Here is a 26,938-nt window from a genome sequence, read left to right as displayed (position 1 = left end):
CAACTTTTTAACTTATTATGATCTCACAGCCCCTAACACAGCGAATGGGCGATTGGATTTCGTATTTTTGAGGGACTAAAGAAACCATGGGAATTAACAGATCAAATGCAATATGGCCCATCGTGATCTCTCTGTTTTTTGTTGGAGGGTTTATGTTGGGATCATTTAACGGTGGCGATGCTTCCTACAGCTCGGCTTATCACCAAATGACGAGTTCCAGAAACAAGATCAATCAAATTCTGGATTACGTGGAACAGGAATATGTGGACAGCACAGATCGTGAGCATCTGGTGGATGAAACCATTCAGATGATGCTTCAAAAACTGGACCCGCATAGCTACTACATTTCAGCGTCGGAATTGGAACGTATGAGCGAACCCCTTGAAGGAAGCTTTGAAGGGATCGGCATTCAGTTCAGCATTCAAAAAGACACCATTGTTGTTATCACTCCCATTTCAGGAGGCCCTTCAGAGAAAAAGGGCATCATGGCCGGTGATCGCATCGTTGGGGTAGACACTGTGCCGGTGGCCGGTGTAAATATCTCAAACAGCCGGGTCATGAAGTTGCTTAAGGGCAAGGGCGGAACCCAGGTTGACCTTCAAATCAAACGTCCTGGAATGGATGAATTGATTGAAGTTGAAATTATCCGAGACAAAATTCCGATCTACAGTGTGGATGTGGGTTATATGATCGATGACAATACGGCTTACATCAAAATCAGCCGTTTTTCTAAAACCACTTACGAAGAATTTGTAGACATCAGCCGTCACCTGCTTAGACAAGGCATGGAAAATCTGGTGTTGGATTTACGCAACAATGGTGGTGGATTTATGGACGGAGCCATCAACATAGCGGACGAATTTTTGCCTGAAGATAAATTGATTGTTTACACCGAGGGTAGAGCCCGGAGCGCTCAGAAATATTTTGCTACAGATCGCGGATCGCTGGAAGATGTTGGCTTAGTCGTATTGATCGACGAGGGATCTGCATCAGCCAGTGAAATTCTTGCCGGCGCCATTCAGGATAACGATCGCGGTACAATCATGGGGCGTCGCTCCTTTGGGAAAGGACTGGTTCAAGAGCAGCGAAAATGGGCCGACGGAAGTGCTTCCCGGCTGACCATTGCTCGTTATTACACTCCAACAGGTCGCTGCATTCAAAAGCCTTACGGAGAAAATCAGGATGAGTATCACGAGGACTATTACAGCCGAATGGAATCTGGCGAATTAAACGATTCAACGGTATTTGAATTCAATGACTCCCTCAAGTTTACCACTCCAGGTGGAAAGGTTGTATATGGAGGTGGGGCATCATGCCCGATCGTTTTATTCCTCTTGACACTACAGGTTCAAGTATGTATCTGACCCGTTTGTTTTATCGGGGCTTGTTCTATCAATTCTCTTTCGATTATGCCGACAAGCACCGAAAGGAATTGAACGTGTATGGATCGGTAGAAAACTTCATTAAGAAGTTCACTATCTCACCGGGATTAGAAGAGGAGTTTGTGACTTTTGCGAGCGAATCCGGCATTCCAAGAGACAATGAAGGACTAAGCGCCTCCCGAGAAATTATTCAATCCCGGATTAAGGCAGGCATTGCTCGCAATATTTGGGGCAATGAGGGGTACTATCCCTTCTTGAATGAAATCGATCGTACGGTGGAAGAGGCGGTTCGGGTTTTGGATTCCTCGGCCCAATTTAGCCAGGCTACTTCGCTGAAATAATTCGCTGAGCACTTTTCAGGTATTTTTCAATCTCTTCAGGAGGTTCATACCCTTGAGGTTTGATTCTTTTGTGGCCTAATCGGACGACAATAAGATCCATGTCAGGGCAAACGAGTATGTACTGCCCCAAGATACCACGGGCATAGAATACTGGCTTTCCTTCAAAATCAGTCAGCCACCATTGATAGCCGTATCTCGTGCAATCTGATCCATCCTTTTCCTTCATCCCCACAGGATGCGTAGATTCCATAACGTAAGCCGGATCAATCAAGGTATCTCCCATCCAAACCCCTTGCTGGAGGTAGAGCTTTCCGATCCGAGCAAAATCCAAGGCATTGCTATTGAAACAGCAAAAAGCTTTTTCATAGCCATCTTCATGATCCATACTCCAGAGAGCCGTATTCTTGGCCCCAACGGGCTGCCAAATACGGCTTGAAAAATATTCTGACACGGACATGCCGGTAGCCTCACGAACGATCATGGAAAGCAACTGGGTATTTCCGCTCAGGTAGCTGAAGGTGTTTGCCGGCTTCTCAGTTTGTTGGTAGCTCATGGTCAAACCGACCAAATCATCTCCATAATTGGCACGAGCCGGATAAGCAAAGGGATTGACATAATGTTCGTCAAAATTGATTCCAGAACTCATTTTCAAAAGATCTCTAATCGTGGTTTCACCCTCTGGCAGTCCCTGAAAATCGGGAAGAAACTCGCTTACTTTTTGATCCAACGATTGAATAGCCCCTCCTTTAGCGCCGAACCAATGGCAATGCTAACCAAACTTTTGGCCATGGAAAAGGAATTGCTTCGGCTGTCTTGATTGTAATCTTCCCAATACTGTTCGGCTACCACAGAATCCTGATGTATCACAACAAATGCCACCGATTTCAATTCATCATGCAAGGTCAGCTCTTCTTCCGATAGGGCTACCTCGTTATAGCGAGAACTCTTGCTCCACGGCTGGTGCGCACCTGCTTTTACTTCGCGGTTGGCAAACACCGGAAATTCATCAATTTCGGGCCCAAACCGACCTTTGAATACCGTATTTTGAAGAGTGGGGTATAAGTGATCGTTGCCCGTCATTACAATGAGTAAATGAGCGGATAGCAAAACAACCAGAAGAATGATGATGGGTTTAATCCTTTTTTTCATGGGTCAACGCTTAGGCTGACTCAAACTTAAAAAGATCAGCCATTTTATCGAGCAAATGTGATCGAACCTCGTTTATATCTACCTCGTGCCCCAGTTCCTTGGCTAAAGAAGTCACTGCTTTATCATCGATTCCACAGGGAACAATGTGGTTAAAATAGTCGAGATCGTTATTGATATTGAAAGCTATGCCGTGCATGGTTACCCAGCGAGAACACCGAATACCCATAGCACAAATTTTACGGGCTTTTTCATCGTCATCGGCATCCAACCAAACTCCGGTATAGCCAGGGTAGCGTTCGCCCTTTATTCCATAGTAAGCGAGCGTTTGTATAACCGCCTCCTCCATGTACCTGAGAAACTTATGGATATCGGTAAAGAACTTTTCCAGATCAAAAATGGGGTACATAACCAATTGGCCTGGGCCGTGATGGGTAATATCTCCCCCTCGATTGATTTTGTAAAACTTTCCACCAATGGCATCCAATTGCTGTTCTGACAAGAGCAGGTTATCCATGCTTCCGCTCTTACCTAGGGTGTAGGTAATGGGGTGCTCACAAAACAAAAGATGGTGATGCGTTTCCCGAATTTCTTTCGTTTCAGGAAGGCGATTGTTTAGTTTGATCTGAACATTATCCTTGTTGAGCTCTTCCTGGTAATCCCAGGCTTTTTGATAGTCAATTAATCCTAAATGCTCAACGTGTACTTTTTCCAAGGTGCAATCAGATTTCAGCCAAACGATTTTTTAGATCCGTAATTACGTCCACCTCTACAGGGTCTACTGCTTTCATTTCAGCCAGATAAACCGATGCCCAATCGCCTGTATGAATCAGGTAATAGGCACGTTCGATGATGGAAGATCCGCGCGAATTCAATACGCGGTAAGCTCCTGCCTTAGGGCGAATTATGGATTCACAGAAGTTCATACGCTCCTGGGTCCGGTAAAAATCGGATTCATTGCGCATAACCAAAACGGACACTTGATCATAATTTGATGCCCAGCCAACCAGTTCATTGTGGTTCATTTCAGGCAAAACATGGTGCCAGCAAAGCGCCTTCGAGTTTTCGTTGATCTGTTGTCTCAAACGAACTCCAATTCCTTCAAAGCTGGCTTCTGAATAGATAATTGGAATCTTTCCGTAGAAGGATTCGGCAATTACACGAGCTTCTTTACGGATGTCTTCTTGATCAGAACGCAACAGGCTTAACGCCGATTTCAAATCTGCTTTGAATTGGTCTGAAGTAAACAATTCGTAGTGACGAATCAGGTAAAACAACTGAACTGATGGGTAAGCGAAAGCCGCACGTGGAGGCATTCCTGCCGGAATCACAATGTGATTAAAGTTATTATCCCGAGCCAGGTCGAGCAGCTTTCCTCCTGACGTAATGCAAGCAATTTCAGCACCTGCCTTTTGAGCCTCTTCAAGAGCCATTAAGGTTTCCTCGGTATTGCCCGAGTAGGAACAAGCGATAAACAAGGTGTCTTCCCCAACAAAGGCGGGGATATTGTAGTCCTTATTTACCACAACCGGCACTGACAGGTCAGAAGCAAGAATTTGAGAAACGATAGTTCCTCCAATTCCAGATCCGCCCAAGCCGGAAATCACTAAATTTTTAATCTCCCTGGTGGCAGGGTTTAAGTTGGCCGCCTCGCCAATTTGGATGGCTTCTTCCAATTGATCGGGGAATGCTGCGACAAGTTTATCCATGAAGTTAAAATATGTTCTAAAAAAAAGCCTTTCCTCTGAGCTCTTTCAAAAAAGAAGTCAAAGGAAAGGCTTTTCCTGTAAATTATAGGTTAAATCTACTACTGCTTAACAATCTTTTGATGAAATTGCTCAGAACCTTGTAGAAGACGCACCACGTAAATGCCTTGTTCAAGTTCGCTTAAGTCGTAAGTAACTTCGGTAGTTTCTGCAGACCAGATACCTTGTCCTACCTGACGACCATTCATATCTACTAAGCTCCAGTTCAAATCTTGTGTAGGATTTCCTTCCAAAATCAACTGATCTTGGCCGTTAACCCATGCACGAACTGACTGCAAGTAGTTATTCTCTTCAACATTCAATGGAGTACCACAAGTAGTATCTACACGAATTTGAATGTTTGCTGAATTCTCACAGTTTTTATCAGAGAAAGCTATTACCGTAATCACAGTAGTTTCATACGTGTTAAATGCTTTTACCTTTTTAGTGGAAATCACACCAAATCCCCAATCAAACAAAATACCGTTTGAGTTAGCTGTAATGGTATCAGCTACACCAGCACATTGAGCAGTTCCTCCTGAAGAAGAAGACAAAGAAAGTGTTGGAAGTGGGTGAACAGTAACCGTAATTGAAGTATCATCGATACATCCATCGGTGTGTCCCTTAACATTGTATGTGGTAGTAGCTGTTGGGTTAGCATTCACCACGTTAGAATTAGGATTGTCCAATCCAGTGGTCGGAGACCAACGCACATCAACGGCACCAAGAATGGTGATTTGAGAAGTTTGACCCAAGCAGATCGCTTCTTCATCACGTTGAACGTTCACTTTAGGAACTTGGCTATTCAAAGTAACCAACTTCTGAACGGTACGAGAACATCCGTTAGCGCTATCGATGGTTAAGAAAATAGTTTCGTTTTGAGTCAAGTTTGCAGTAACCTGAGGACCAGTAGTACCACTCAACACATTCGCAGGAGCCCAAGTATAAGAAAGGTTATTTCCGTGGGTCGCAGTCAAAGTAAGCGTTTCGTTAGCACAAACACGGTTAGGCGTTTCAAACCCGTCAACAGTGGTTCTAAAGTTCTCTCTTGGAAGAGGCTTAACTTGTCCACCGATGGTATCGCGTCCAACACAACCGTGCATGTCAGTACCTTTTACATAATAGGTTTTAGGAGTAAGTGGGTTATCATAAACCGTATCTCCAGTAGTTACAGGAAGTGTACCTGTAGAACTCCACTCATAAGTGCTGGCTCCAGAACCATAGAGGTAAAGTGTATCAGCCAAACATACCGCAGGGGCACTCAAGGTGATCTTAACGTTCGGATCGGCGCGAACCGTAACCTTAAAATACGTTGTGTCTTTAGTGGAACCCGTTGTTCCTTCAATCATATAGGTAGTGGTCATCGTCGGATAGGCCTTAACCGTGTCTCCTGAAGAAGCAGACAAAGTATTGTTACCTGTTGTATCAGTCCAGGCATAGGTGGTAGCACCAGTAGCCACTAGCGATACTGTATCGCCACTACAAATAGTATCAGATCCAATGGCCGATACCGTGGTTTGCGCCATTCCTGAAAAGGAGAAAAACATCATCCCTACAGCGAGCATCACTCCCCAAACTCCTTTATTTTTCATACGATAAGTCTTTGATTGCGTCATGTAGATTCCATCTAATTTTGAAACCTCCAAAACTATGCACTTTGGGCATATAATCCAAAAAGGGTATTTTTCGACTAATAAACGGTAAAAAAGAAAGAGGAACCGGGTGGTTCCTCTTTTCGCTTCGCTTCTGTATGAATTTAATCAAACAAGTGTTAAGTAATTCAGAAATTCTTAGCAAACTTATTCATTGTCAAACGCTTGTCTTGTTAACGGGACTTAACGCCTGTTAATTACTGTTAAGTATTGATTATCTACAAGTTAGCCTCTATTTTTGCAGCAAATATTTTCCTTTGAACAACAAATTAATCCATGGGCTCATAGTTGGAATCGCATTCACGTTAGTGGCCCTGATCAGCATTCAACTTTTTTGGGTTCGCAAGGCCATTGACCTGAAAAAAGACGAGTTCAGCCCCTTGGTATACAATGCCTTGGAAAGGGTGGTAGAAAAGCTCGCCAAGGAAGAAACCATCCGCCGAATTAAGACTCATAAGCAGGGTCGCTTCCTATTTACTAGCGATGCTTACCCCCAAAGTTTAGAGGAATCGATCAACGATACATCTTACCAATACCTTATTTATAAGGAACTCGAAAAGAAGGATGAGGGAATCGAAATTCGATTGGTTGAGGAGCAAGATGGTAAACGTACGGTGACAGACATCATTACCCGAGGCCAACACGAAGCTCCATTTACCGATGGTGCCGATCCACTGAACTACGGTTCGGTTGGGGCCAACGACGGAAGTACCTACACAGGAGCTCATCTGGATATGCACCTGGATTCTGCCGTAAAAAATCGACTGGTGAATCAAACGGTATTGGTTAGCGATATTGTTAGAAGCTTGGTGGAGGTAGACCTTTCCGAAAAAATTGAGGACAGAATCGATGCCATGCAACTTCGCGACTTGATTCAAAATGAATTGAGGCAAGAGGGCATTGAAGCCGATTTTGCCTTTGGGGTATATGACAAGGAAGGCAATTACCGATTGGGCAGTTTCACCAATGCTGAAGAAGTAAATAAAGGAATTTACGAAGTGACTCTTTTTCCCGAAGATTTAATTCGGCATGATAGCTCACTCAAGGTATTTTTCCCGCACCGCATTTCTTATATCGTAGGATCTATTTCCTGGTTGCTGCTTAGCTCCATTGTGCTGGTCATCCTCATCTCAGCAGCTTTTTTCTACAGCGTAAAAATGATTTTGAGGCAGAAGAAACTTTCTGAAATCAAAAATGACTTCATCAATAATATGACTCACGAGCTCAAGACGCCAATCTCAACCATTTCTTTGGCTTGCGAGGCGCTGGGTGACAAAGACATTCAAACTACCCCTGCCCTACTCACCCGCTATATTGGCATTATTGGTGAGGAGAATAAGCGCTTAGGCGTGCAGGTAGAAAACGTGCTCAAGAGCGCCATTTGGGGAAGTAAGGCCTTTAAAATGAATAAAGAGCGCATCGATATGCAGCAAATCATTGACTCGGCTATTTCCAAATTTCAAATGCAATTGCGTGAAAAGTCCGGAAATATTCAGGTGCAGCATGATGCCAAGTCCAGTATATTGGAAGGGGATCAGATTCATGTGGCCAATGCCGTTTACAACCTTATCGATAATGCTATTAAGTATTCGAAGGAAGATCCGCAAATTCTGATTCGCACCTATAATGAGAAAGATAACTTCCTATTCTCGGTTCAGGATAACGGAATTGGAATCAGTAAAGAAAACCAGAAGAAAATTTTTGATAAATTGTACCGGGTACCTACCGGAAATCAACACGACGTAAAGGGATTTGGACTAGGGCTAAACTATGTTAAAACCGTTGTAGAACGGCATGACGGCTCGATCAAAGTGACTAGTAGGTTAAATAAAGGTAGTACTTTTACTGTCACTTTGCCAATGAACAATATCGTTAATAATTAAGACATCATGGAGAAGGAAATTATCAAATTACTCGTAGCTGAAGACGACCACAATTTAGGCGATTTGTTGAACGAGTATTTGCAAGCCAAAGGATTTGACAGTGAATTGCATAGAAACGGAAAAGAAGCCCTTAATGCTTTTAGAACCGGCACCTATGACCTGTGTATTTTCGACGTGATGATGCCTGAGAAGGATGGCTTTACCCTGGCCAAAGATGTTCGCAAAATCAATCCTGAAATTCCGATCATTTTTCTAACAGCCAAGTCGCTGAAGGAAGATAAAATTGAAGGCTTCAAAATTGGTGCAGACGACTACCTCACCAAGCCCTTTTCTATGGAAGAGCTTTTGATGCGTGTTCAAGCCATTTTGAGACGAACCAAAAAGGAACGTGATCACCAAAAGCAAGAAGAGTTTGAAATTGGGAACTTCTCATTTAACTCCAAGCTTCAGGAATTGACCATTAACGGCGAAACCCAAAAATTGACATCGAAGGAAAATGAATTGCTTCGTTTGTTAGCGCTGAACCTAAATGAGGTGACGGATCGATCCAACGCATTGAACCAGATTTGGGGCGATGACTCTTACTTCAACTCAAGAAGTATGGATGTGTACATCACCAAGCTGCGTAAGTACCTGAAAGGGGACGAGAACATTGAAATCGTCAACGTTCACGGTAAAGGATTTAAGCTTTTGGTGAAGTAAGGGATTACCCTTCGAACGAAACCAGTACCTGATTTTTTTCTACGGCCTGCCCGGATTGAACTTCGATGGCAGCAACTACTCCGTCTGAAGCGGACTTGATAATGTTTTCCATTTTCATGGCTTCCAAGACGAGTACAGGATCTCCTTTGGCAACGGTGTCGCCAACGGCAACTTTGATATCCAGAACCAGACCTGGCATTGGCGCTTTCACATCTTCTACAGCGGAAGATAATTGAGCATCCATTCCAAGTTGATGAAGAAGATCATCGAATTTGTCCTGAGCGGTAAAGGCATAATGGTTTCCATTTACCAAAACCTCAAATTCCCGGTTTTTGTAATCCGCCTTCACCACTTCGAGGGTATATCCTTTGTTGTTGTGAATAACGTGGTACTGATTTCCGGAAGGGTGAATTAGATCTGCCGAAAATGGCTCACCGTTTAACATCCACTTTTCTTCCACTTTCTCTACCTCGTAGGTGGTATCTTTTCCGATGACTTTGATCATTGCTGTTCGAATAAATAGGAGAGCAAAAATAGGATTTCTTCTATGCCGTAAAACTATTGAATTAAGCTGAACATTCGGCTCCAATGCTTTTCCTGACGGCGGATGAGTAGTTCCAGCTTATCAATTCCCGATTTTCCTTTTGTCAATTCCACGATCAACCACCTCTTAACCAAGCCGCTGAAAGCTTGTTGCTCAGTTTTAAAAAATACTCGCATCAAATTCTAATTTTGTGCTTATGATTAAGAAATTGCTACCCGGTCTTCTACTATTCGTTTCCTGGTCTTGTACGTTGAACAAACCAATTACTACCAATCCTGAAGCCACCGTACACCGGGATACGATTGAAACCAAATCACTAAGCATTCAACCCCCTTATCAAAAAACACCTCCCCTTATTTGGAAGCTGGTTCACACCCGCCTGGACCTTGGCCTGGCTATACCTCGACAAGAAGTTAGCGGAACGGCCATTTTAACCCTTCACCCTTATTTCTACAAACAGCAACATGTGGGACTGGATGCCAAGGCATTTACCATTGAAAAAATAGAAGTACAAGACAACGATTCCCTATTAGAACTGCCGTTTGACTATGACGGTAGACGAATAGAAATGGATTTGCACCGCGAATACACCTCCAAGGATACGCTTGAGCTCCACATTATGTATACGGCACATCCAACGGAGGTAAAGTCCAAAAGTGGAAAAGCCATTCAGGCATCTCAAGGCATGTACTTTATTGATCCTGATGGAACTATAGAAAACAAACCGACCCAAGTTTGGACCCAGGGTGAAACCGATTTTTCTTCGTGCTGGTTCCCGACTCTGGATGAGCCCAATCAAAAAACAACCCAGGAAATTGCTATTCGGGTTCCGGAAAATATGGTCAGTTTGTCAAATGGCCAGCGCGTATTTTCCACCTTAAATGGAGATGGCACTCGTACGGATTATTGGGAACAAAGCCTGCCACACTCTCCTTATTTGGCTATGCTTGCGGTTGGCGATTTTGCGGTTGTTCAAGATACCTGGAGAGACAAAGAAGTAAGCTATTACGTAGAGCAGGAATACAAGGCTGATGCCCAAGCCATATTTGGCAATACTCCTGAAATGATTGAATTCTATTCCAACATTCTCGGGGTAGATTTTCCCTGGGATAAGTACAGTCAGGTAATCGTTCGGGATTTTGTTTCGGGTGCGATGGAAAATACCTCAGCAACCATCCATGGAGAATTTGTTCAGTTACATCGCCGTGAATTGATTGATCATCCCCAAGACGACATCATTGCCCATGAACTTTTTCACCAATGGTTTGGAGACCTGGTATCTTGCGAAAGCTGGGCCAATTTGCCTTTGAACGAAGCCTTCGCTACTTATGGAGAATACTTGTGGAAAGAGCATAAATACGGCAAGGATGCAGCGGATCATCATCTGTATAATAACCTAAACAGCTACCTGGCCGAGTCACGATACAAGCAGGTAGATTGGGTACGCTTCAACTATGAAGAAAAGGATCACATGTTTGATAACCACTCCTACTCCAAAGGGGCGAGAATTCTTCACATGCTTCGTACATACATGGGCGATGAAGCTTTCTTCGAAGCACTGAACCGCTACTTGATCCGCTATGAGGGTGGAAGCGCTGAAATGCACCAGCTTCGATTGATTGTGGAAGAGGTAACTGGCGAGGATTACAACTGGTTCTTCGATCAATGGGCCTTTAGCAAAGGGCACCCCAAATTGGAAATCACCTCGGTTTACGACTCCGTGAATCAGGATTTGAAATTGGTTGTGACTCAAACTCAGGACCTGGAAACTACCCCTTTGTATCAGCTACCCTTTAGCGTGGAGCTTCACCTGGGCGATGAAAAAAGACGGTATGAGCTTTGGGTAAAGGACGAAGTGAACGAATACAACATCCGCATAGAGCAACAACCCGATTTTGTGGATTTCGACTCCGAGCGATACCTACTCGCTGAAAAAGTGGAAGAAAAAAGCGAAGCCGAATGGACCTGGCAATACCGTCATTGTAAACCTTTTGTAGCTCGACTGGAAGCTATTCGGGCCATTGCTCATCTGGATTCGATTAGCTACATCGGAAACGAAGTATTGATCGAAGCGTTGGACGATCCGTACTACTACATCCGATTGATGGCAGTTAACACCTCAGATAACCTGGAACGGGTAGATGAGCAAGTTGCTGAAAAACGCCTTTTGGAAATGGCCTTCGCCGATCCACATCCCAAGGTTAGAGCAGCAGCATTGAGCCGCTACATCCGGGACTTTGAACCCGAAAATAAATGGGAACTCATCGCCAAATCCATGGCTGATAGCTCCTACCACGTTTTGATTAGCTCATTGACCCTTAGCAGTACTATGGACACCAATGCTGCACTCGTGATGGCCGAAAAACTGGAAAATGAAAACAGCGCTCAGGTGTGGATGGCGGTCACAGACATTTACAGTCGCTTAGGAAATGCTGAAAAGGCCAACTGGTTCGAATCCTTAAATCCTCGCCTCTCGGGCTACAGCAAATCTGGATATTTAAGGTCTTACCAAGGATTTGTAACACGCCTCTGGCAACCTGAAATTACCCGAAATTTCCTCACCACAGCAGAAGGCATTTCGAAGGACGCCAATATGGTTTGGGTAAAAATGGCAGCCACAGCAAGCGTAACGAAAATCTACGAAAAAACAGCCGGTGAAATTACCGTGATTGATCAACAGATTGAAGACCTGGAAGACAATGCTACCCGCCTCAACGAACTGCGTACTGAACGCGAAAAATGGCAAAAAGAATTGGACTTTACCAATGCCGTAGTGGAACGAATTCGCAAAGCTCAATCCGATCCACAGGTATTGAATCTGCTACCGCAGGACTAATCCAGTTTGAAGTCTGGGGCCTTCATATACCCCTTTTTCTTAGGCTTTATGTTGCCGATAAAAACCACGTTGTAAAGTGCATCGTGGCGATCCAAAATGATTTGAGAAATTCCATTTTTGATCTCTACCGGAGCATAGGTTTTGAATTGAGGAGCTACATTTTCGTAGGTATCATCTTCTAGCTTGATGAAGAAATTATCCAGCAATACCTTTCCGTTTTTCACGGTCACTTTTCCCAGGTAGCAATTGGTCGTTTGACCATCACGAATACTGATAATAATGTTGTCATAAGTACTGTCAACAACCTCTTCGGCACCGCGTTCGTTAAAAGCTCTACGGTATTTTTCGTAGCAGTCTTGGGCGCTCAATGAACCAGAAATCAGGAAAAAACTCAGTAAAAAAGTGAATGATACTAAACCTCTCATGCGTGATAATTTTGGGCCAAAGTAGGATTTCTGTTTCAGGTGGAGATCAAATTGATTTGAAGTTTTTCAGGGCGCTTTGTTAATCAATTAAGCCTGCATGCTCCATTAAGTAAGCCCAACCTGCATCGCGCTGTCGGGTTTTCCAGAATAGAACGTTCCTAACTCCGCAGTACCAGCTGAATCGCTTTAATCAAGATGTTTATATTTGGTTGTATTGGCACAAAAATCAAACTATGAGAACAGGCCTACTTTCTTTATTATTATTCAGTTTCCTGGCCTTAAATGCATCGGTAGAAAGGCCTACCTGCGACCTCTACGAAGCAGAATTGGAGGTCTTTAACGATCAGGTTAAAAGCCTCTACAAGAGCAGCTATGATGCCTTGGAACTGGCCAAACGATCACAGAACGAAAAAAGTGAAGCACTAAACGAAAAGGTCACCCGGGTATTAACCGAAGCCAGAAAACACGCTGATTTGGCGGCTAATTCGATCAATCAATTGAAACTTCATAAGGAATGTGCCTGTGCCAATTTTGATTTTTCGAAAATCGAGAATGGACTGATTGAAATTAGGTTTCACATCAAGAAGGCCATGAATGTGGATCTCAAGAAAAAGAAACAAAGCGCCTACGAAAGCAGAACCGCAAATGCTCAAGTGGCCTTGGACAAGGCATCCGATCTTCAAGTTTATCTTTTAGACCCTTGCTCAAGTCCTATCGAAGAGGCTGCACCAGTGGATACTACAACGGAGCCAGAGCCTGTGGTTGTCGCTGCTGATACCACTCCTACTCCCCCTCCAGGACCCGAATTGGTCATTGACGAACCGGACACAGCCTCCCAACCCGGCCCTGAATTAGTGCAAGAAGAAGAGCCCGAAAACTCTGGGCCAGAATTGGTTGAGGAGGAAGAACCTGAGCCATCATCGTCCGAAGGATCGAACATTAGCACCCCAGCAGTGGCCGGTGGTACGGTATTGGCAGCAGGTGCGGTGGTAGCCGGTGCCAGCGAGAATGAAAATGAAGAAACGGAAGAAGCCGCTTCAGAACCCCAATTAGCAGAGGAAGAAGAGCCTGAACCTGAAACCGTTGAGCCTGAACCGGCACCTACTCCCATCAAAGAAACTCCTCCTGCTCCTCCAGTACAAGTTCAAACCGGGCCCGAGCCTCCCGTGTATTTTGCCCTGCAAATTGCGGCCTCCGGATCTGACAAAGAAAGTCAGCGCTATGCCGATTTGGGGCATGAAGTATATGTAGTACCCGAAGGTGGTTTGTATAAATACCGTATCGGTAAATACCCAGATTTTAATCAGGTGGTCGCCGTTAAAAATGAGCTTTTCGAAAAAGGATTAACTGACGCTTTTATTGTGGCCTATGCAGATGGTCAAAAAGTTTCTGTAGCTGAAGCCCGATCTAAATCGGCGGGGACGTCAACAGCCAATACCACTTCTACAACACCTACTTCCAGTCCCTACAAAGACGTGAAACTTAAGAAGAAAAGCAATGTATTCGTATCCGTTCAACTGGGTGCCAATGTGACCCAGGTAGATCCGATTTTGGAAATCGTGAAGTACGAAAACATTATTCAGCGTGAAGTAAAAGTATTGCGTGGCAGTCCGATTCGCTACTACACCGGTGAATTCACCAATCCCAAGGATGCCGAGAGCTTACTCAATGTGATCAAGCTTTCAGGAATTCCAGATGCCTTCCTTGTGGGTATTGCTGATGGAGAAAGAATTGAGTACCAAAAGGCGGTGGAATTTTTAAACTCCAATCAGTAGTTTACCCGGCACAGAATTAAGTAGTCCTTGTAACGAGCCTAATTCGGCTAACTAATTCAATCGATCATGACCTTGCGGGAACGTTATGGGTTGCAATTTGTCAAGAGTTATTCAGAAGAATATGATTTGACCTCATACCGATGTGTTTCGAACGGCACATTACCGGCGCCCCATGTAAATTTCAACTTATGTTTCATTGATCATTTGTCTCTTGTAGAGGTGGAGGATTTCATTCAACTTCTTGATGACGCCCTAAGTGATCGACCCTATGATGACCAATTTATTACAGACGGTACAGAAGCGGACAAGGTCTTTCTTCAATCACCGGACGTCATTATCAACGACACATTAAGTCTTCCCATAACAGACATGAAAGAATTGTTGGTGGAGTGGTTGGCCTTTATAAAACCGACCTCCAAGAATTTTTAGGCAGGACAGGATTGGAAATATTCAGATCTCCCCTTTGGCTCTTGAAAGCCAATACCCTGAAAGATTTTGAAACCATTAATTAGCGCTTTCAGGACGCTTGAAGGTAATGAGGCGACGCTTTAGATAAACGCGTCTTACCCAGCCAGGAAGAACAATTGCTCCCACAAATAGATAAGGGTAGTAGGTAAGCAAACGCCACATCAGGGCAATTACCTCAGCGAATCCAGTGGCAATGTAATCTCCCAGGAATTTGCTAAACATAAACTCCGCTACTCCCGTTCCACCTGGAGTAGGACTGATGAGCATAATCACCCACATCACCAATTGACGGGCATAGACCATCATGTGCTCCCCAAAAGACAAGGAACCTACGGCAAGGATCAAGAAATTGACCACCCAAAAACGAGCGGTCCAGGAAAAAAGCGTTGCTCCAAATGCCTTGCCCCAAAAGGAAAAAGGCTTACCCCTTAACTCCTTGGAGGTGGTGATAATATCGTTTCCTGTTTGAATGGCATCAGCTCTCCATCGCTTAAGAAAAGACAGGTAGGTAAATCCTACAATCAACCGCTTAAAGCCACGTGGAAAGAAGAAAATGGAACTGATGATGATACTTGTAAGCAGTACAATAAAGCCATATCCTACATAGAAGATTTGTTTGGCTCCGAGGCTGAATCCAAGAAGTTCTTTTTGTAATTCGGCGGGAAATAAATTGGCCGTTCCAACCACGAATAGTACAATGGGTACCATGATGATGTAGAACAGTTCATCCAGAAAAGCGGTAACCATTACCACCGCGGTACTTCTACCCAGACTGATTCCTTCCCGGTTAACGATAAACAGAGCAATGGCCGAGCCTCCAACTACCGAAGGCGAAATGGCCGAGGCAAATTCCCAGAGCATGATCACATCAAAGGAATTGCGCCACTTAATCTCTTTGTCAGTCAAAATGCGGATTCGGTACATGTAACCCAAATCGCGCACGGCCACCATAACCAAGGCAAACAGCAACCAAATAGCCGTCCAACCGGTCCAGTGAATTTTGGAAAGAACCTGAGGATCGAATTCACGCCAAAGCATCCAGCCAGCAACGGCCAGTCCAATGGCGATGGGAATAAACACCCGGCGAGGACTTAAGAGCTGCCTAACCGGACTCGACTTCTTTTTCTTTTTGCCTGTTTTTGTGGCCATTTTTATCGCTTAGGACTTGCTTCCTTCTATTTTTGTCGCGTTATGAAAAAAGTCTATCACCTCTCTACCTGTAGCACCTGTATCCGTATTTTGAAAGAGTTGGATCTGGCCGCTAAAGGCTTCGAACTTCAGGACATCAAAACTAACAAAATTACCCCGGAGCAATTGGATGAAATGAAGGAGCTTTCGGGTTCTTACGAGTCTTTGTTTTCCAGAAGGGCCATGCTTTATAAGTCCATGGGACTGGCTTCCAAAAACTTAGAAGAAAACGACTACAAAAACCTGATTTTGGAACACTACACCTTTCTTAAAAGGCCCGTGGTTGTTCTAAATAATGAGGTATTTATAGGAAACAGCAAGAAAACGGTTGAGGCGATTGCCTCTGCCCTTTAATGATCTTCCACTTCTTCGTAACGGCAGCAGCCCGGTAATTTAGAGTAGTCTTTGCTTTCTGCCTTGGCGTAATCGTTAGTGTAGCCTGCTTTAGCAATTGATTTTCCGATTTCTTCCGGGCTCACTTTTTTAGCGTTGTAAGTCACCTTGATCATTTTGGTTTCCTTGTCCCAATCGGAGATTTTCACCCCTTTGGTATAGTTAGCCGCTTCTTCAATTCTACCTTCACACATTCCGCATACTCCCTCAACCTTAAACTCGGCCGTAGAGAATTTTCCATCCTCCTGAGACCAAAGCTGGAAGCTCATCAAAAGGAATCCAAGAACTATCAATTGTTTCATTCGTCGACTTATTTGCTGACAAAAATAGAGTTATTCCAGGCCGGATCTTGGATGTACTCTTTAATACTTGTTATTTTGCCCAAAAATTGAACCTGGTCCTTCGAGCACATTTAGCCCTTATTGGGGCAAACCTGATTTACGCGATGAACTACACCATCGCACGGGATGTTATGCAGGGTTATATCCAACCTTTTGGGTTCATTTTCCTACGTGTAATCGGTGCCCTTGTCCTGTTTTGGTTACTGCATGCGACTATTTCCCGAGAAAAAATCGAACGTGGTGATTGGCTGCGGTTGATCGCCTGTGGAGCCTTTGGGGTCGCGGCCAATCAATTGATGTTCTTCCAGGGATTGAGTTTAACCAGTCCAATCAACGCAGCTATTATGATGACCACAAATCCAGTTCTGGTCTTGTTGGCATCCGCCATTTTGCTTGGAAATACCATTACCCGACAAAAATTAATTGGAATTGGGCTCGGAGTTTGTGGAGCGGTTATGGTGATTACCCTAAAAGGCAACAGCTCCTTTGGCGCGGATACCTGGATGGGTGATTTATTGGTCTTCTTTAACTCACTATCCTATGGGATTTACCTGGTGATCGTACAGCCTCTGATGAAAAAGTACCAGCCGTTAACGGTCATCAAGTGGGTTTTTACTTTTGGATTTTTGTTTGTTTTTCCCTTCGGCATCGGTCAGTTTTCTGCGATTGAGTGGGAAACCTTTACCTGGGTAATTGCCCTGGAAACAGCTTTTGTGGTTGTTTGCACTACCTTCTTTGCCTACCTGCTCAACATCTTTGCCTTAAAAAACACCAACCCATCAACCGTTAGTGTCTACATCTATTCCCAGCCCATATTGGCCGCTTTGTTTGCCATATCCTTGGGCAAGGATTCCCTCGACTGGATTAAGATTGTAGCTGCTCTACTCATTTTTAGCGGGGTATTTTTGGTCAGCCGGAAGTTTAGCTAAATCTTCAGAGCCACAAAAATGAAGAACGGCTGGTGGCGAATGTTACCTTTGCAGCCTAAATTTACTTTGGTATGATCATTTCCATGACCGGCTTCGGAAAGGCGGCCTCAGATTTTGAGGGAAAAAAAATAACAGTGGAAACTAAGTCACTGAATTCCAAGACCAGTGACATTAAAACTCGAATTCCATCGACTTACCGCGATCGGGAATTAGTTATCCGTTCGACGATTCTTAAAAAACTCGAACGCGGCAAAATTGATTTGATCATCTCCATTGAAAATGTAGAGGCATTACCGAGTTCGCGAATTAATCAGGAATTGGCGCAGAACTATCACGACCAACTGAAAGAGTTGGAAGGTAAGTTGGGTGTTTCCACGGATAATCCGATTGAATCGGTATTGCGTATGCCGAATGTGATTGAGACGGAATCATTTGAAGCAACAGATGAAGAATGGAGCTGCATTGAAAGCTTGCTTCACGAAAGTTTGAACAACCTCTACGATTTCCGTCAGAAGGAAGGCGCTGCGCTGGAAGCTGACCTTAACAATCGTGTGGATACCATTGAAACTTTACTGGAAGAGCTACTCAAACTGGCCCCGGAAAGAATTGAAGCCAAGCGCCAAAAATTGCAACAACGCTTTCAGGAGGTTCAGGAAGAACTGGATGCATTGGATCAAAACCGCTTTGAGCAGGAATTGATTTATTACCTGGAAAAACTGGATATTAACGAAGAAAAAGTACGTCTTCGGTCACATATTGAATACTTCCGCAAGACCATGGCCTTGAACGGAAACCAAGGAAAAAAATTGGGATTCATTGCTCAGGAAATGGGGCGTGAAATCAATACAATAGGCTCCAAGGCAAATCACGCCGAGATGCAGCAATTGGTGGTTCAAATGAAAGATGCCCTTGAGAAAATCAAAGAGCAGGTTTTAAACGTTTTGTAAGATTCGCTTATGCTTTCAGGAAAAGCCATCATTTTTTCAGCCCCTTCTGGTTCAGGTAAAACGACTTTAGTCCACCACCTTTTAGACAATACAGATTTGCCTTTGTCCTTTTCCATTTCTGCAACCAGCAGGCCTTGCCGTGGGGAAGAACAGAATGGGAAAGACTATCATTTTCTAAGTCCGGACGAGTTTAGATCCAAAGCCGCCAACGGCGATTTTGTAGAATGGGAAGAAGTATATCCAAATCAGATGTATGGAACTCTGAAAAGCGAAATCGATCGGATTTGGTTGGCTGAAAAAGTGGTCATTTTTGACGTGGACGTAATCGGTGGTCTCAATCTCAAACGCTACTTTGGAGATCAGGCGTTAAGTTTGTTTGTACAGCCTCCATCTAAAGAGGAATTGGGCAAAAGACTTCGCGGTCGCGGAACCGAAACGGAAGAAAAAATTCAAATGCGCCTGGCCAAGGCGGAGAGAGAATTGGCCTACGCCAACCAATTTGACAAGCTACTGATAAACGACAACCTGGATGATGCCAAAAAGCAGGCATACGACTGGGTATCAAAATTCCTGGAATCATGAAAGTCGGATTGTATTTCGGTACCTACAACCCCATTCACGTGGGTCATTTGATCATCGCCAACCACATGGCCAACTACACCAATTTGGACCAGGTTTGGATGGTGGTCACTCCTCGCAACCCGCTTAAAAACAAGGAAAGTTTACTTCCGGACTACCACCGGTTGGAAATTGTAAGAAGGGCCATTGAGGACAACGATAAACTTCGGGTTTCTGACATTGAATTCAAGCTCGAAAAGCCCTCCTATACCGCTCACACCCTGGCTTATTTGCAAGACAAGTATCCGGGTTATGAGTTTGCTCTGATTATGGGTGAAGACAATTTACGCACCCTTCATAAATGGAAGAATTACGAAACCATTTTGAAGAACCATAGCCTGGTTGTATACCCACGGGTATTGACCGAGCAGGAGAAAACCGAATCCATTCCACCTCCCATTAAGCCAGAGATTCATCAGCATCCAAACGTCAACGTAATTCAGGCCCCGATTATGAAAGTTTCGGCTTCGTTCATCCGCCGAGCCATCAAAGAAGGCAAGGACGTAAGGTACCTGTTGAGCGAGCCCGTGTTCAAGTATGTGGATGAAATGAATTTCTACCGTTAAAACCTACTCAACCTACTCATCCGGATTCAACTCTTTCGGATATGTTATCCGAAAGCCAGAGTCGCGGATTACTCACTTCGTTCATGAGGTCGCAAGCTCAGTTTCAAATCCGCAGCTCACTCCATTCGGATTGCAAATCCGAATGAGTTAACGTTGAATCAGTTAGATTTTTAGCTTCAAAACCTCCCGAGCCTCTTTATAAAGCTCCTCACGGTGAGCCGGATCTGCAATATCAATCAGCGCTTTGGCTCTTTCCTTTAAGCTTTTGCCGTACAAGTAGGCTACTCCATGTTCCGTAATAATGTAATGCACATGAGCCCGGGTAGTAGTTACACTGGCTCCAACATTCAATCGACTTACGATTCGGCTTATTCCCTTTCGTGTAGAGGATGGAAGCGCAATAATGGCCTTACCGCCTTCAGATAGTGCGGCTCCGCGAATGAAGTCCATCTGTCCCCCTACTCCGGAATATTGACGAGAACCAATACTATCGGCACAAACCTGACCGAACAGATCTACCTCAATGGCACTGTTTATCGCCGTCACCTTGGGATTTTTACGAATTACTCCAGTATTGTTTACCCAGCCAACATCACACATAATCACACCGGGGTTGTCGTCAATGAAGTCGTACAGTTTTCGGCTTCCCAGACAAAATCCACTCACCACTTTTTCAGGGTGGGAGTGTTTGTGAATACCGGTCAATACCCCTTTTTCCATCAGGTGAATGATCCCATCGCTAAACATCTCGGTATGCATTCCCAGGTCCTTGTGATTTTCCAAAGCCTTGAGTGCCGCATTGGGTATACCGCCGATTCCGGTTTGCAAGGTCGCCCCATCTTCCACCAAATTGGCGATGTGATGACCTATGGCCATTTCAATATTAGAAGGCTCTTTAAAACCTACTTCATAAATCGGATCTTCACATTCCACAAAGGCATCAATGGCTGATACATGAATGATTCCATCTCCATGCGTTCTTGGCATTTGAGGGTTTACCTGCGCAATAACATGTCTCGCTGAATCCGTAGCCGCTTCACTCACGTCTACCGACACACCCAGAGAACAATATCCATGACGATCCGGTGGTGACACCTGAATCAAGGCCACATCAATGGGCATGGCTCCACTTCTCAAAAAATGAGGAATCTCGCTCAAAAACATGGGGATGTAACTCGCCCGACCACCGTTAACCGATCCACGAATATTACCACCCACGAAAAAGGTCTTTACCGAAAAATGGCCTTCATATTCTTCCGACGCATACGGTGCATCCCATTCCGTGTGGATACTTACGACCTCCACGTCCTTCAACTCATTGTATCGTTCCGTCATCGCATTTACCAGGTGTCTCGGTGTTGCAGCAGCGGTGTGTACATATACTCGATTTCCTGATTCGATGATCTTTACAGCCTCTTGGGCTGTCACGGTGTTAAGCTCTTTTAACATTGGTCCAATAATTGTATGAACTGTCTTTTCTTTGAATATGGAATATTAGATAATTCGAGTGATTTATCTGCTAACTTTATACCTTAATTTTTAACGCACATGAAAAAGGTGTACTTGCTTTTATTCGCACTGTTTTTGGGCATTTCATCGGCCGTTGCCCAGAATACGCAGTACGTTTATTATCAGCAGGAAGTGAAATTTTTTGGCATTGACTTTTCCCATGTCAAGATGATCGGAACCTTTGGTTTTGAGGAGTCGGATCGGATCGTGGATTCCTATTTTGCACGATGGAATGAGATTCTTTTTGAGGAAAGAGTGAAATATAACGTCGAACAATTCTTCCACAAGCGTCGAGCCATGTACCACATCCACACCTTTGACAAGATCAATCGGGCAGTGGATCACGACCAATTGGTGGTTAGTCACGACTACCGTTTGGATCAGGTAAAAATCTTCGAATCGGTCAACCAATACGATCTTCCTGTAAACAGCGGATTGGGAATGGTGCTTTATGCCGAGTCCTTCAACAAGCTGGAGCGTAAGGCGGTTATTCATGTAGTATTCTTTGACATTGCCACCCGGGATATTATTACCATTCAAGAAATGGAAGGAGAACCCGGCGGATTGGGATTGCGCAACTACTGGGCAAATGCCATTCACGATATTTTCGAAAGATGGGAGGTGGAAGCATTCCGCCAGGTTGTTTTAGACAAAATTTACCTCACCAATGAAAAGCAACGCAAAAGCCTGCTGAACAAATTGAGAGGTACGGAAGACTTAGATCGCTTAGTTGAGATTGATGAAAAAACCGACAAGCGATTGTTGGAAGCTGGTATTTCGAAATGGCCGGTAGACTATTACGAGCCGATGAAACCACCCGCACAGGCGGTGATTCAACCTCGTACCCGACCTGTTGTAAAAACCGTTCCCAAACCTCAACCTCAAGCTTCTGCTCCACCCGTAATCTCCGATGTGGATGTAAACATTCCAAACCGCGGCGAGAAATTTCCTTATCGCTTTGCCCTAATTATTGGAAATGAGGACTACCAGACCTTTCAGCCTACACTTTCGTCTGAATCAAACGTAGACTATGCCAATCGGGATGCGGAAATCTTTAAGAATTACTGCAACCAAATGCTGGGTGTACCTGATGAAAATGTGGTCTTCTTACAGAACGCCCGGGTGGTAGAAATGAACCGAGCCTTGCAAAAAATCTCCAAGGCCATTGAACTTACCGATGGTAAGGCCGAAGTATTTGTATACTATGCGGGCCACGGTTTTCCCGATCAAAACTCACGTGATCCCTACATCATGCCAGTGGACGTAAGTGCCAGTGATTTAACCTATGGCTTCAAGCTAAGCGACGTGTACAAAAAGCTGACTGAGCACGAGTGTAAACGGGTTACCGTATTTATCGACGCTTGTTTTAGTGGCGGTGCTCGTAATCAAGGACTATTGGCTGCCCGTGCCGTTAAAATAGTTCCGAAAGAAGACTACCTCAATGGAAACATTGTAGTGTTTTCTGCTTGCTCAGGAAGTGAAACAGCTCAGCCTCTTCATACCGAAGGACATGGCTTGTTTACCTATTACCTCCTGAAAAAAATGCAGGAGACCTCAGGGGATGTGAGTTATGCCGATTTGTACGAATACTTGAAAGAAAACATTGGCCTGAAAGCTGTATTCGTTAACGAAAAAGAACAAACGCCGGATGTCAATGCGAGTCCAGGTCTGGGAGATTCCTGGAAGGACTGGAACCTGTACTAATACCCGAAATCATGAAGCACGGATTACTGCTTGTGTTACTGCTTTCAACACTGCTGGCCTCGGCTGGAAAAGTGTCGAAAAAAGTCCTCATCAAAAATGTGGAGGCCTATGCGGTGGGTTCCGAAAGTGAATCTCCTGCTCAGGTGAAGCAAAAGGCCTTGAATGAAGCCAAGCTACTGGCTTTGCAAAAGGCGGGTGTTACCGAGCAGATTTCGTCTTACAGCGACTTTTTTGTCAAAGAGGAAAACGGAAACATGGAGGAGATTTTCTCTACCAATATCCTCAACGACATGCAGGGCGTTATTTCCGATCTTGAATTGCTCTCCGAAGAGAAGAAGATCAACGATCAGGGTCTATTGGAAGTTCATATAAAAGCCAATATTGAGGTAATTAAGTTTAAGCAAGGCATGGACCCTTCCTTCGATCTTTGGATGGACGGCATCAAACCGGTTTATGTGAACAAAGACTTGCTCACCTTTACGCTCAAACCTAATCAAGAGGCCTACATCCGAATATTCGTGTTTGCCGAAAAACAGGAAGCCTACCAGCTCTATCCCAATGAATATGAAAAGAACAAGGTTTTTGAAGCTCAAAAGGAGTACACCTTCCCTAAGCCTTCATTGGATTATCAGCTGGAAACCGACTTGTACAAGGAACAACATCGAATGGTAGTGGTTTCGCTCAAGCAGGACATTCCCTTTAACGCCAAAGTCACTTACAAAGACATCATGAATTGGATCTTTCAGATTCCGCCTGATCAGCGTCGGGTAACTACCTTTTCATTTGATGTATATTCGTCGGACACCTCCAATTAGGTAGCTGTCCAACATGGCGGAGAATTACCCTTTATACAAGCGCATTGCCTTTTTTATCGGACCGCTGGGGATGGTCCTTATCACCCTTTTTACCCTACCCGACTATCCCGACAGAGCAGCGATATTAGGCGTTTGTTTTTGGATGATTATCTGGTGGATGGCCGAGGTGGTTCCGATTTTTATCACCGCCCTCTTACCCATGATTCTGTTTCCTTTTCTGGAACTCTTTCCCATTAAGGAGGCACTCATTCCGTACGCACACCCTATTATCTTTTTGTTTTTGGGCGGATTCATCATTGCCTTGGCCATGGAAAAACGGCAGTTGCATTACCGAATAGCGATTCACCTCATTCACTTTACCGGTACCGATCCCAAGGGAATCATTCTTGGTTTTATGCTGGCCACGGCTCTCCTCAGTATGTGGATTAGCAACACGGCTACAGCGGTCATGATGCTTCCCATTGCCTTGTCCGTGGACCAATTGCTACGAGAACAGCCGCATAAAGAAGGCGGTAACCGGGAGTTTAATCGCTTTCGGCTGGCTTTGATGTTGGGCATCGCTTACTCAGCCAATATTGGTGGGATGATCACGCTTGTGGGCACGCCCCCCAACATGGTGTTTGCTGGAATAGCGGAAGATTACTTTCACCAGGAAATTGGTTTTGGACAATGGCTTTTAGTTGGGATTCCTGCCGGAGGGGTTCTTTTGGCTCTGGCCTATGTGCTGCTCACCCGGGTGCTCATCCCAATTCGGCTTCAGGAAATTCCGGGTTCCAGGGAATTGTTCCAACAGCGCTTAAAGGATCTGGGGCCCATGCGAAGGGCTGAAAAATATGTACTGATCATTTTTTCATTGACGGCCATTTGTTGGGTTTTTAAAGGCCAACTCAATTTGCTTTTGGGTGGCAATGTATTGAGCAATACTACCATCGCCATGGCCGGCGGGGTCTTGATGTTTATCACTCCGGTTAACTGGAAAGTAGGAGAATATGTACTGGATTGGAAAAGCACCGAAAAGCTTCCCTGGGGCATTCTGCTACTCTTTGGCGGAGGACTAAGCCTGGCTCAGGCTTTTGATAAAAGCGGCCTGGTTCTCGAGCTCGGAGAGTGGATCGCCTCCCATGTGGCTGCTGATCCTTTTTGGATGTGTTTGGCCCTTGTCACCATCACGCTGTTTATGACCGAATTGATGAGCAACGTCGCACTCGTTACTGTTCTTATTCCTGTCATCATTGGCGTATCGGAAAGCATGGGACTGCATCCCTATCAGCTCACCGTACCCGTTACTTTGGCGGCCAGCTGTGCTTTTATGATGCCTATTTCTACACCGCCTAATGCCGTGGTTTATTCCAGTGGTTTTATTCGAATGCCGCAGATGGCCAAGGTGGGATTTGCATTGAATCTTATTGGAATTCTTTGGTTGACGGCTTGTGGCTATTATTTGGTGGAATTGGTGTTTTAAGCCCTTGTAATTTGGAATGAGCTAAAGCCGAATCAGTCCATTCTTGCCATGGAGAGATTCCAACTAATCAGGATCCCTTTGCCCTGAATCCGTACTTCACATTCGTCAAGTGGCTTGCCAAATACCTAACCCTTGGATTTTTTATTTGTTTGAATGAGTGTTAATTCGGTAATTTAGTCTACTAATTCGCTTTTACGATGAAAAAAATTGCTACCTCATTGCTTGCTATTCTGGCCTTTGGCTCCATTTCCATGGCTCAGGATTCCATCCCCCGATTTCCATTAATTGAAGTATTTACCAGCTCCACATGCGGACCGTGTAAAGGTGGAAATGAAAACTTAAATCAAATCATTGCAAACAACGCTGCCTACAAAGGCAAGTTTGCCATCGTAAAATACCAAATGAGTTGGCCTGGATCGGGTGATCCATACTACACCTCAGAAGCGGGAAGCCGTCGTGGCCTCTATGGCGTAACCGGTGTTCCGAATTTGCAAATTAACGGTGATTACGACCTTTTCCCGCCTCAAATGGGAACTACGGAGCTGGATCAGGAATTGCAGCGTTATTCCTACCTGCAAATCACTCCACACCTCACGTGGAAGGATAACCGGAAAACCCTGGATTACAATGTAGAGCTTAAGGCTCTTAGCGATATTGCTGGACCGGTTCACAAGTTGTATGTAATGATCACAGAAAAAATCACTTACAACAACAAGAAATCAAACGGTGAGACGGAGTTTGAAGCGGTATTGAAAAAAATGATGCCTTCCGGTGGTGAGTTCGTTCTCGGTGACCTTCCGAAGGATACCACGATCAATTTTACGGGCTCCTTTTCATTTCAAGGAAACTATCGCCTACCGGGTAGCGCTAATGATCCTATCGATCACCAAACAGAGCACTCAGTAGAGGATTTTGACAACCTGGAAGTGGTCGTATTTGTTCAGCACCTGGGCACCAAAGAAGTATTGAACGCGGCCTACGGCTACGACCCCAATGACAAGACGGATCCTCACCACCCTGATCACCAGGCTGACACCACAAACAATGGCGGTGGCAATGGAGGAAGTGGAAATGAGGTTGGAATTAACCAGTTGGAGCAATACGGAGTAAACTTTGCGCTTTACCCGAATCCAGTGGAAGGGCAACTATTTCTTCAAGCGGCTGGCGATGCCCAAAACGTAAACCTGGAATTGTTTGACCTCAATGGACAAGTGGTTTATCAAGAAAACTTAGGCGAAATCTCCAATGGCCAAACAACTACTATTGGATTAGAAAGTGTTCAATCCGGTATGTATTTGGTCCGCATTACAGGCGACAACCTCCTCTGGCAAGACCGGGTGGTGGTCCACTAAGAAAGATATTATTGCAGTTTAAGAGCCCCGGTTTCATTTTGAGATTGGGGCTTTTTTTTGTGATTCACCAAGAAACCGTTATCAATTTACCCTCGTGGTGCACGAGAATCAACCGTTTTAAGCTTTTGAATAAAAAAACATGATCGAAAGGTTGGATCAAAGAGCATGAGTCCACATTAGACGTAAATTGATCGTAGAAATTTGGAAATTCCGAA

At 44.5% G+C, this 26,938-nt stretch carries 27 protein-coding genes; 16 read left to right on the top strand and 11 right to left on the bottom strand.

The window, feature by feature from the left end; all coding sequences use genetic code 11:
• The first annotated feature begins 86 nt into the window (after nt 1-86).
• The gene (locus KFE98_08730) at nt 87-1,364 is read left to right on the top strand and encodes a S41 family peptidase (GenBank protein ID UTW64206.1); all 1,278 of its coding nucleotides are present in this window, start codon (nt 87-89) and stop codon (nt 1,362-1,364) included.
• Entirely contained in the window at nt 1,355-1,723 is a 369-nt protein-coding gene (locus KFE98_08725) for a hypothetical protein (GenBank protein ID UTW64205.1), read from the top strand. The genes KFE98_08730 and KFE98_08725 overlap by 10 nt, the downstream gene beginning before the upstream one ends.
• Here KFE98_08725 and KFE98_08720 read toward each other — a convergent pair.
• From KFE98_08720 to KFE98_08700, 5 genes are all read right to left on the bottom strand, one after another.
• Nucleotides 1,707-2,450 carry a serine hydrolase gene (locus KFE98_08720; protein UTW64204.1) on the bottom strand — a complete coding sequence of 248 codons (744 nt, stop codon included), beginning with the start codon at nt 2,448-2,450 and terminating at the stop codon, nt 1,707-1,709. The genes KFE98_08725 and KFE98_08720 overlap by 17 nt on opposite strands.
• Nucleotides 2,435-2,872 (bottom strand): serine hydrolase, encoded by a 438-nt coding sequence (locus tag KFE98_08715; protein UTW64203.1) that lies wholly within the window; start codon nt 2,870-2,872, stop codon nt 2,435-2,437. The genes KFE98_08720 and KFE98_08715 overlap by 16 nt, the downstream gene beginning before the upstream one ends.
• Nucleotides 2,873-2,882: 10 nt before the next feature.
• Complete coding sequence (lipB, locus tag KFE98_08710; protein ID UTW64202.1) at nt 2,883-3,584, bottom strand: lipoyl(octanoyl) transferase LipB; 702 nt, start codon at nt 3,582-3,584, stop codon at nt 2,883-2,885.
• A 7-nt stretch (nt 3,585-3,591) separates the two neighbouring features.
• Nucleotides 3,592-4,578, bottom strand: coding sequence for a bifunctional phosphoglucose/phosphomannose isomerase (locus tag KFE98_08705; GenBank protein ID UTW64201.1), 987 nt, complete (start codon nt 4,576-4,578; stop codon nt 3,592-3,594).
• A gap of 98 nt (nt 4,579-4,676) precedes the next feature.
• Nucleotides 4,677-6,206 carry a T9SS type A sorting domain-containing protein gene (locus KFE98_08700; protein UTW64200.1) on the bottom strand — a complete coding sequence of 510 codons (1,530 nt, stop codon included), beginning with the start codon at nt 6,204-6,206 and terminating at the stop codon, nt 4,677-4,679.
• A gap of 317 nt (nt 6,207-6,523) precedes the next feature.
• On the opposite strand from KFE98_08700, the gene KFE98_08695 reads away from it, so the two are divergent.
• Nucleotides 6,524-8,149, top strand: coding sequence for a HAMP domain-containing histidine kinase (locus KFE98_08695; GenBank protein ID UTW64199.1), 1,626 nt, complete (start codon nt 6,524-6,526; stop codon nt 8,147-8,149).
• 6 nt (nt 8,150-8,155) lie between these two features.
• Nucleotides 8,156-8,851, top strand: a complete 696-nt coding sequence (locus KFE98_08690; protein ID UTW64198.1) for a response regulator transcription factor — start codon at nt 8,156-8,158, stop codon at nt 8,849-8,851.
• A gap of 4 nt (nt 8,852-8,855) precedes the next feature.
• Here the strand turns inward: KFE98_08690 and KFE98_08685 are convergent, their stop codons facing one another.
• Both KFE98_08685 and KFE98_08680 read right to left on the bottom strand, forming a co-directional pair.
• Nucleotides 8,856-9,356 (bottom strand): acetyl-CoA carboxylase biotin carboxyl carrier protein subunit, encoded by a 501-nt coding sequence (locus KFE98_08685; GenBank protein ID UTW64197.1) that lies wholly within the window; start codon nt 9,354-9,356, stop codon nt 8,856-8,858.
• A 53-nt stretch (nt 9,357-9,409) separates the two neighbouring features.
• A complete protein-coding gene (locus KFE98_08680) occupies nt 9,410-9,571 on the bottom strand; it encodes a hypothetical protein (GenBank protein ID UTW64196.1) in 162 nt (53 codons plus the stop codon).
• A 20-nt stretch (nt 9,572-9,591) separates the two neighbouring features.
• Here KFE98_08680 and KFE98_08675 point away from each other — a divergent pair, with 20 nt between their 5' ends.
• On the top strand, nt 9,592-12,231 hold the full coding sequence (locus KFE98_08675) for a M1 family metallopeptidase (protein ID UTW64195.1): 2,640 nt from the start codon (nt 9,592-9,594) through the stop codon (nt 12,229-12,231).
• On the opposite strand, the gene KFE98_08670 is transcribed toward KFE98_08675, so the two are convergent.
• Complete coding sequence (locus KFE98_08670; protein UTW64194.1) at nt 12,228-12,656, bottom strand: hypothetical protein; 429 nt, start codon at nt 12,654-12,656, stop codon at nt 12,228-12,230. The two genes, KFE98_08675 and KFE98_08670, sit on opposite strands and share 4 nt — an antisense overlap.
• Nucleotides 12,657-12,889: 233 nt before the next feature.
• Here KFE98_08670 and KFE98_08665 point away from each other — a divergent pair, with 233 nt between their 5' ends.
• Nucleotides 12,890-14,431: an SPOR domain-containing protein gene (locus KFE98_08665; protein UTW64193.1), complete on the top strand. Its 1,542-nt coding sequence runs from the start codon at nt 12,890-12,892 to the stop codon at nt 14,429-14,431.
• A 66-nt stretch (nt 14,432-14,497) separates the two neighbouring features.
• Nucleotides 14,498-14,860 (top strand): response regulator transcription factor, encoded by a 363-nt coding sequence (locus KFE98_08660; protein UTW64192.1) that lies wholly within the window; start codon nt 14,498-14,500, stop codon nt 14,858-14,860.
• A gap of 75 nt (nt 14,861-14,935) precedes the next feature.
• Here KFE98_08660 and KFE98_08655 read toward each other — a convergent pair whose 3' ends face one another.
• Nucleotides 14,936-16,048: a flippase-like domain-containing protein gene (locus tag KFE98_08655; protein ID UTW64191.1), complete on the bottom strand. Its 1,113-nt coding sequence runs from the start codon at nt 16,046-16,048 to the stop codon at nt 14,936-14,938.
• Nucleotides 16,049-16,090: 42 nt separating this feature from the next.
• Here KFE98_08655 and KFE98_08650 point away from each other — a divergent pair, with 42 nt between their 5' ends.
• On the top strand, nt 16,091-16,441 hold the full coding sequence (locus KFE98_08650; GenBank protein ID UTW64190.1) for a hypothetical protein: 351 nt from the start codon (nt 16,091-16,093) through the stop codon (nt 16,439-16,441).
• Here KFE98_08650 and KFE98_08645 read toward each other — a convergent pair.
• Complete coding sequence (locus KFE98_08645; GenBank protein ID UTW64189.1) at nt 16,438-16,782, bottom strand: heavy-metal-associated domain-containing protein; 345 nt, start codon at nt 16,780-16,782, stop codon at nt 16,438-16,440. The two genes, KFE98_08650 and KFE98_08645, sit on opposite strands and share 4 nt — an antisense overlap.
• A 143-nt stretch (nt 16,783-16,925) precedes the next feature.
• Here KFE98_08645 and KFE98_08640 point away from each other — a divergent pair, with 143 nt between their 5' ends.
• From KFE98_08640 to KFE98_08625, 4 genes are all read left to right on the top strand, one after another.
• Nucleotides 16,926-17,750, top strand: coding sequence for a DMT family transporter (locus KFE98_08640; protein UTW64188.1), 825 nt, complete (start codon nt 16,926-16,928; stop codon nt 17,748-17,750).
• 71 nt (nt 17,751-17,821) lie between these two features.
• On the top strand, nt 17,822-18,697 hold the full coding sequence (locus tag KFE98_08635) for a YicC family protein (GenBank protein UTW64187.1): 876 nt from the start codon (nt 17,822-17,824) through the stop codon (nt 18,695-18,697).
• Between the two features lie 9 nt (nt 18,698-18,706).
• A complete protein-coding gene (gene gmk, locus KFE98_08630) occupies nt 18,707-19,279 on the top strand; it encodes a guanylate kinase (GenBank protein UTW64186.1) in 573 nt (190 codons plus the stop codon).
• A complete protein-coding gene (locus KFE98_08625) occupies nt 19,276-19,881 on the top strand; it encodes a nicotinate-nucleotide adenylyltransferase (protein UTW64185.1) in 606 nt (201 codons plus the stop codon). Before gmk ends, KFE98_08625 begins: the two co-directional genes overlap by 4 nt.
• 162 nt (nt 19,882-20,043) lie before the next feature.
• Here the strand turns inward: KFE98_08625 and KFE98_08620 are convergent, their stop codons facing one another.
• Nucleotides 20,044-21,330: an acetyl-CoA hydrolase/transferase family protein gene (locus tag KFE98_08620; protein UTW64184.1), complete on the bottom strand. Its 1,287-nt coding sequence runs from the start codon at nt 21,328-21,330 to the stop codon at nt 20,044-20,046.
• Between the two features lie 99 nt (nt 21,331-21,429).
• On the opposite strand from KFE98_08620, the gene KFE98_08615 reads away from it, so the two are divergent.
• The 4 genes from KFE98_08615 (at nt 21,430) to KFE98_08600 (ending at nt 26,723) form a co-directional block, all read left to right on the top strand.
• A complete protein-coding gene (locus KFE98_08615; GenBank protein UTW64183.1) occupies nt 21,430-23,094 on the top strand; it encodes a caspase family protein in 1,665 nt (554 codons plus the stop codon).
• An 11-nt stretch (nt 23,095-23,105) separates the two neighbouring features.
• The gene (locus KFE98_08610) at nt 23,106-23,909 is read left to right on the top strand and encodes a DUF4384 domain-containing protein (protein UTW64182.1); all 804 of its coding nucleotides are present in this window, start codon (nt 23,106-23,108) and stop codon (nt 23,907-23,909) included.
• Between the two features lie 13 nt (nt 23,910-23,922).
• The gene (locus KFE98_08605; protein UTW64181.1) at nt 23,923-25,371 is read left to right on the top strand and encodes an SLC13/DASS family transporter; all 1,449 of its coding nucleotides are present in this window, start codon (nt 23,923-23,925) and stop codon (nt 25,369-25,371) included.
• Between the two features lie 197 nt (nt 25,372-25,568).
• A complete protein-coding gene (locus tag KFE98_08600; protein UTW64180.1) occupies nt 25,569-26,723 on the top strand; it encodes a T9SS type A sorting domain-containing protein in 1,155 nt (384 codons plus the stop codon).
• The last annotated feature ends 215 nt before the right edge of the window (nt 26,724-26,938 follow it).

This window comes from bacterium SCSIO 12741 (genome assembly GCA_024398055.1).
Classification (GTDB): Bacteria; Bacteroidota; Bacteroidia; order Flavobacteriales_G; family Salibacteraceae; genus SCSIO-12741.
Note: the sequence above shows the minus strand (reverse complement) of the source record. Positions and strands in the feature narration are given on the sequence as shown.

Coding starts and splice junctions, on each gene's coding strand:
- KFE98_08730 (UTW64206.1), top strand. CDS start 87: ATGGGAATTAACAGATCAAATGCAATATGGCCCATCGTGATCTCTCTG.
- KFE98_08725 (UTW64205.1), top strand. CDS start 1,355: ATGTATCTGACCCGTTTGTTTTATCGGGGCTTGTTCTATCAATTCTCT.
- KFE98_08715 (UTW64203.1), bottom strand. CDS start 2,872: ATGAAAAAAAGGATTAAACCCATCATCATTCTTCTGGTTGTTTTGCTA.
- KFE98_08705 (UTW64201.1), bottom strand. CDS start 4,578: ATGGATAAACTTGTCGCAGCATTCCCCGATCAATTGGAAGAAGCCATC.
- KFE98_08700 (UTW64200.1), bottom strand. CDS start 6,206: ATGAAAAATAAAGGAGTTTGGGGAGTGATGCTCGCTGTAGGGATGATG.
- KFE98_08690 (UTW64198.1), top strand. CDS start 8,156: ATGGAGAAGGAAATTATCAAATTACTCGTAGCTGAAGACGACCACAAT.
- KFE98_08685 (UTW64197.1), bottom strand. CDS start 9,356: ATGATCAAAGTCATCGGAAAAGATACCACCTACGAGGTAGAGAAAGTG.
- KFE98_08680 (UTW64196.1), bottom strand. CDS start 9,571: ATGCGAGTATTTTTTAAAACTGAGCAACAAGCTTTCAGCGGCTTGGTT.
- KFE98_08675 (UTW64195.1), top strand. CDS start 9,592: ATGATTAAGAAATTGCTACCCGGTCTTCTACTATTCGTTTCCTGGTCT.
- KFE98_08670 (UTW64194.1), bottom strand. CDS start 12,656: ATGAGAGGTTTAGTATCATTCACTTTTTTACTGAGTTTTTTCCTGATT.
- KFE98_08665 (UTW64193.1), top strand. CDS start 12,890: ATGAGAACAGGCCTACTTTCTTTATTATTATTCAGTTTCCTGGCCTTA.
- KFE98_08660 (UTW64192.1), top strand. CDS start 14,498: ATGACCTTGCGGGAACGTTATGGGTTGCAATTTGTCAAGAGTTATTCA.
- KFE98_08655 (UTW64191.1), bottom strand. CDS start 16,048: ATGGCCACAAAAACAGGCAAAAAGAAAAAGAAGTCGAGTCCGGTTAGG.
- KFE98_08650 (UTW64190.1), top strand. CDS start 16,091: ATGAAAAAAGTCTATCACCTCTCTACCTGTAGCACCTGTATCCGTATT.
- KFE98_08645 (UTW64189.1), bottom strand. CDS start 16,782: ATGAAACAATTGATAGTTCTTGGATTCCTTTTGATGAGCTTCCAGCTT.
- KFE98_08640 (UTW64188.1), top strand. CDS start 16,926: ATGAACTACACCATCGCACGGGATGTTATGCAGGGTTATATCCAACCT.
- KFE98_08635 (UTW64187.1), top strand. CDS start 17,822: ATGATCATTTCCATGACCGGCTTCGGAAAGGCGGCCTCAGATTTTGAG.
- gmk (UTW64186.1), top strand. CDS start 18,707: ATGCTTTCAGGAAAAGCCATCATTTTTTCAGCCCCTTCTGGTTCAGGT.
- KFE98_08625 (UTW64185.1), top strand. CDS start 19,276: ATGAAAGTCGGATTGTATTTCGGTACCTACAACCCCATTCACGTGGGT.
- KFE98_08620 (UTW64184.1), bottom strand. CDS start 21,330: ATGTTAAAAGAGCTTAACACCGTGACAGCCCAAGAGGCTGTAAAGATC.
- KFE98_08615 (UTW64183.1), top strand. CDS start 21,430: ATGAAAAAGGTGTACTTGCTTTTATTCGCACTGTTTTTGGGCATTTCA.
- KFE98_08610 (UTW64182.1), top strand. CDS start 23,106: ATGAAGCACGGATTACTGCTTGTGTTACTGCTTTCAACACTGCTGGCC.
- KFE98_08605 (UTW64181.1), top strand. CDS start 23,923: ATGGCGGAGAATTACCCTTTATACAAGCGCATTGCCTTTTTTATCGGA.
- KFE98_08600 (UTW64180.1), top strand. CDS start 25,569: ATGAAAAAAATTGCTACCTCATTGCTTGCTATTCTGGCCTTTGGCTCC.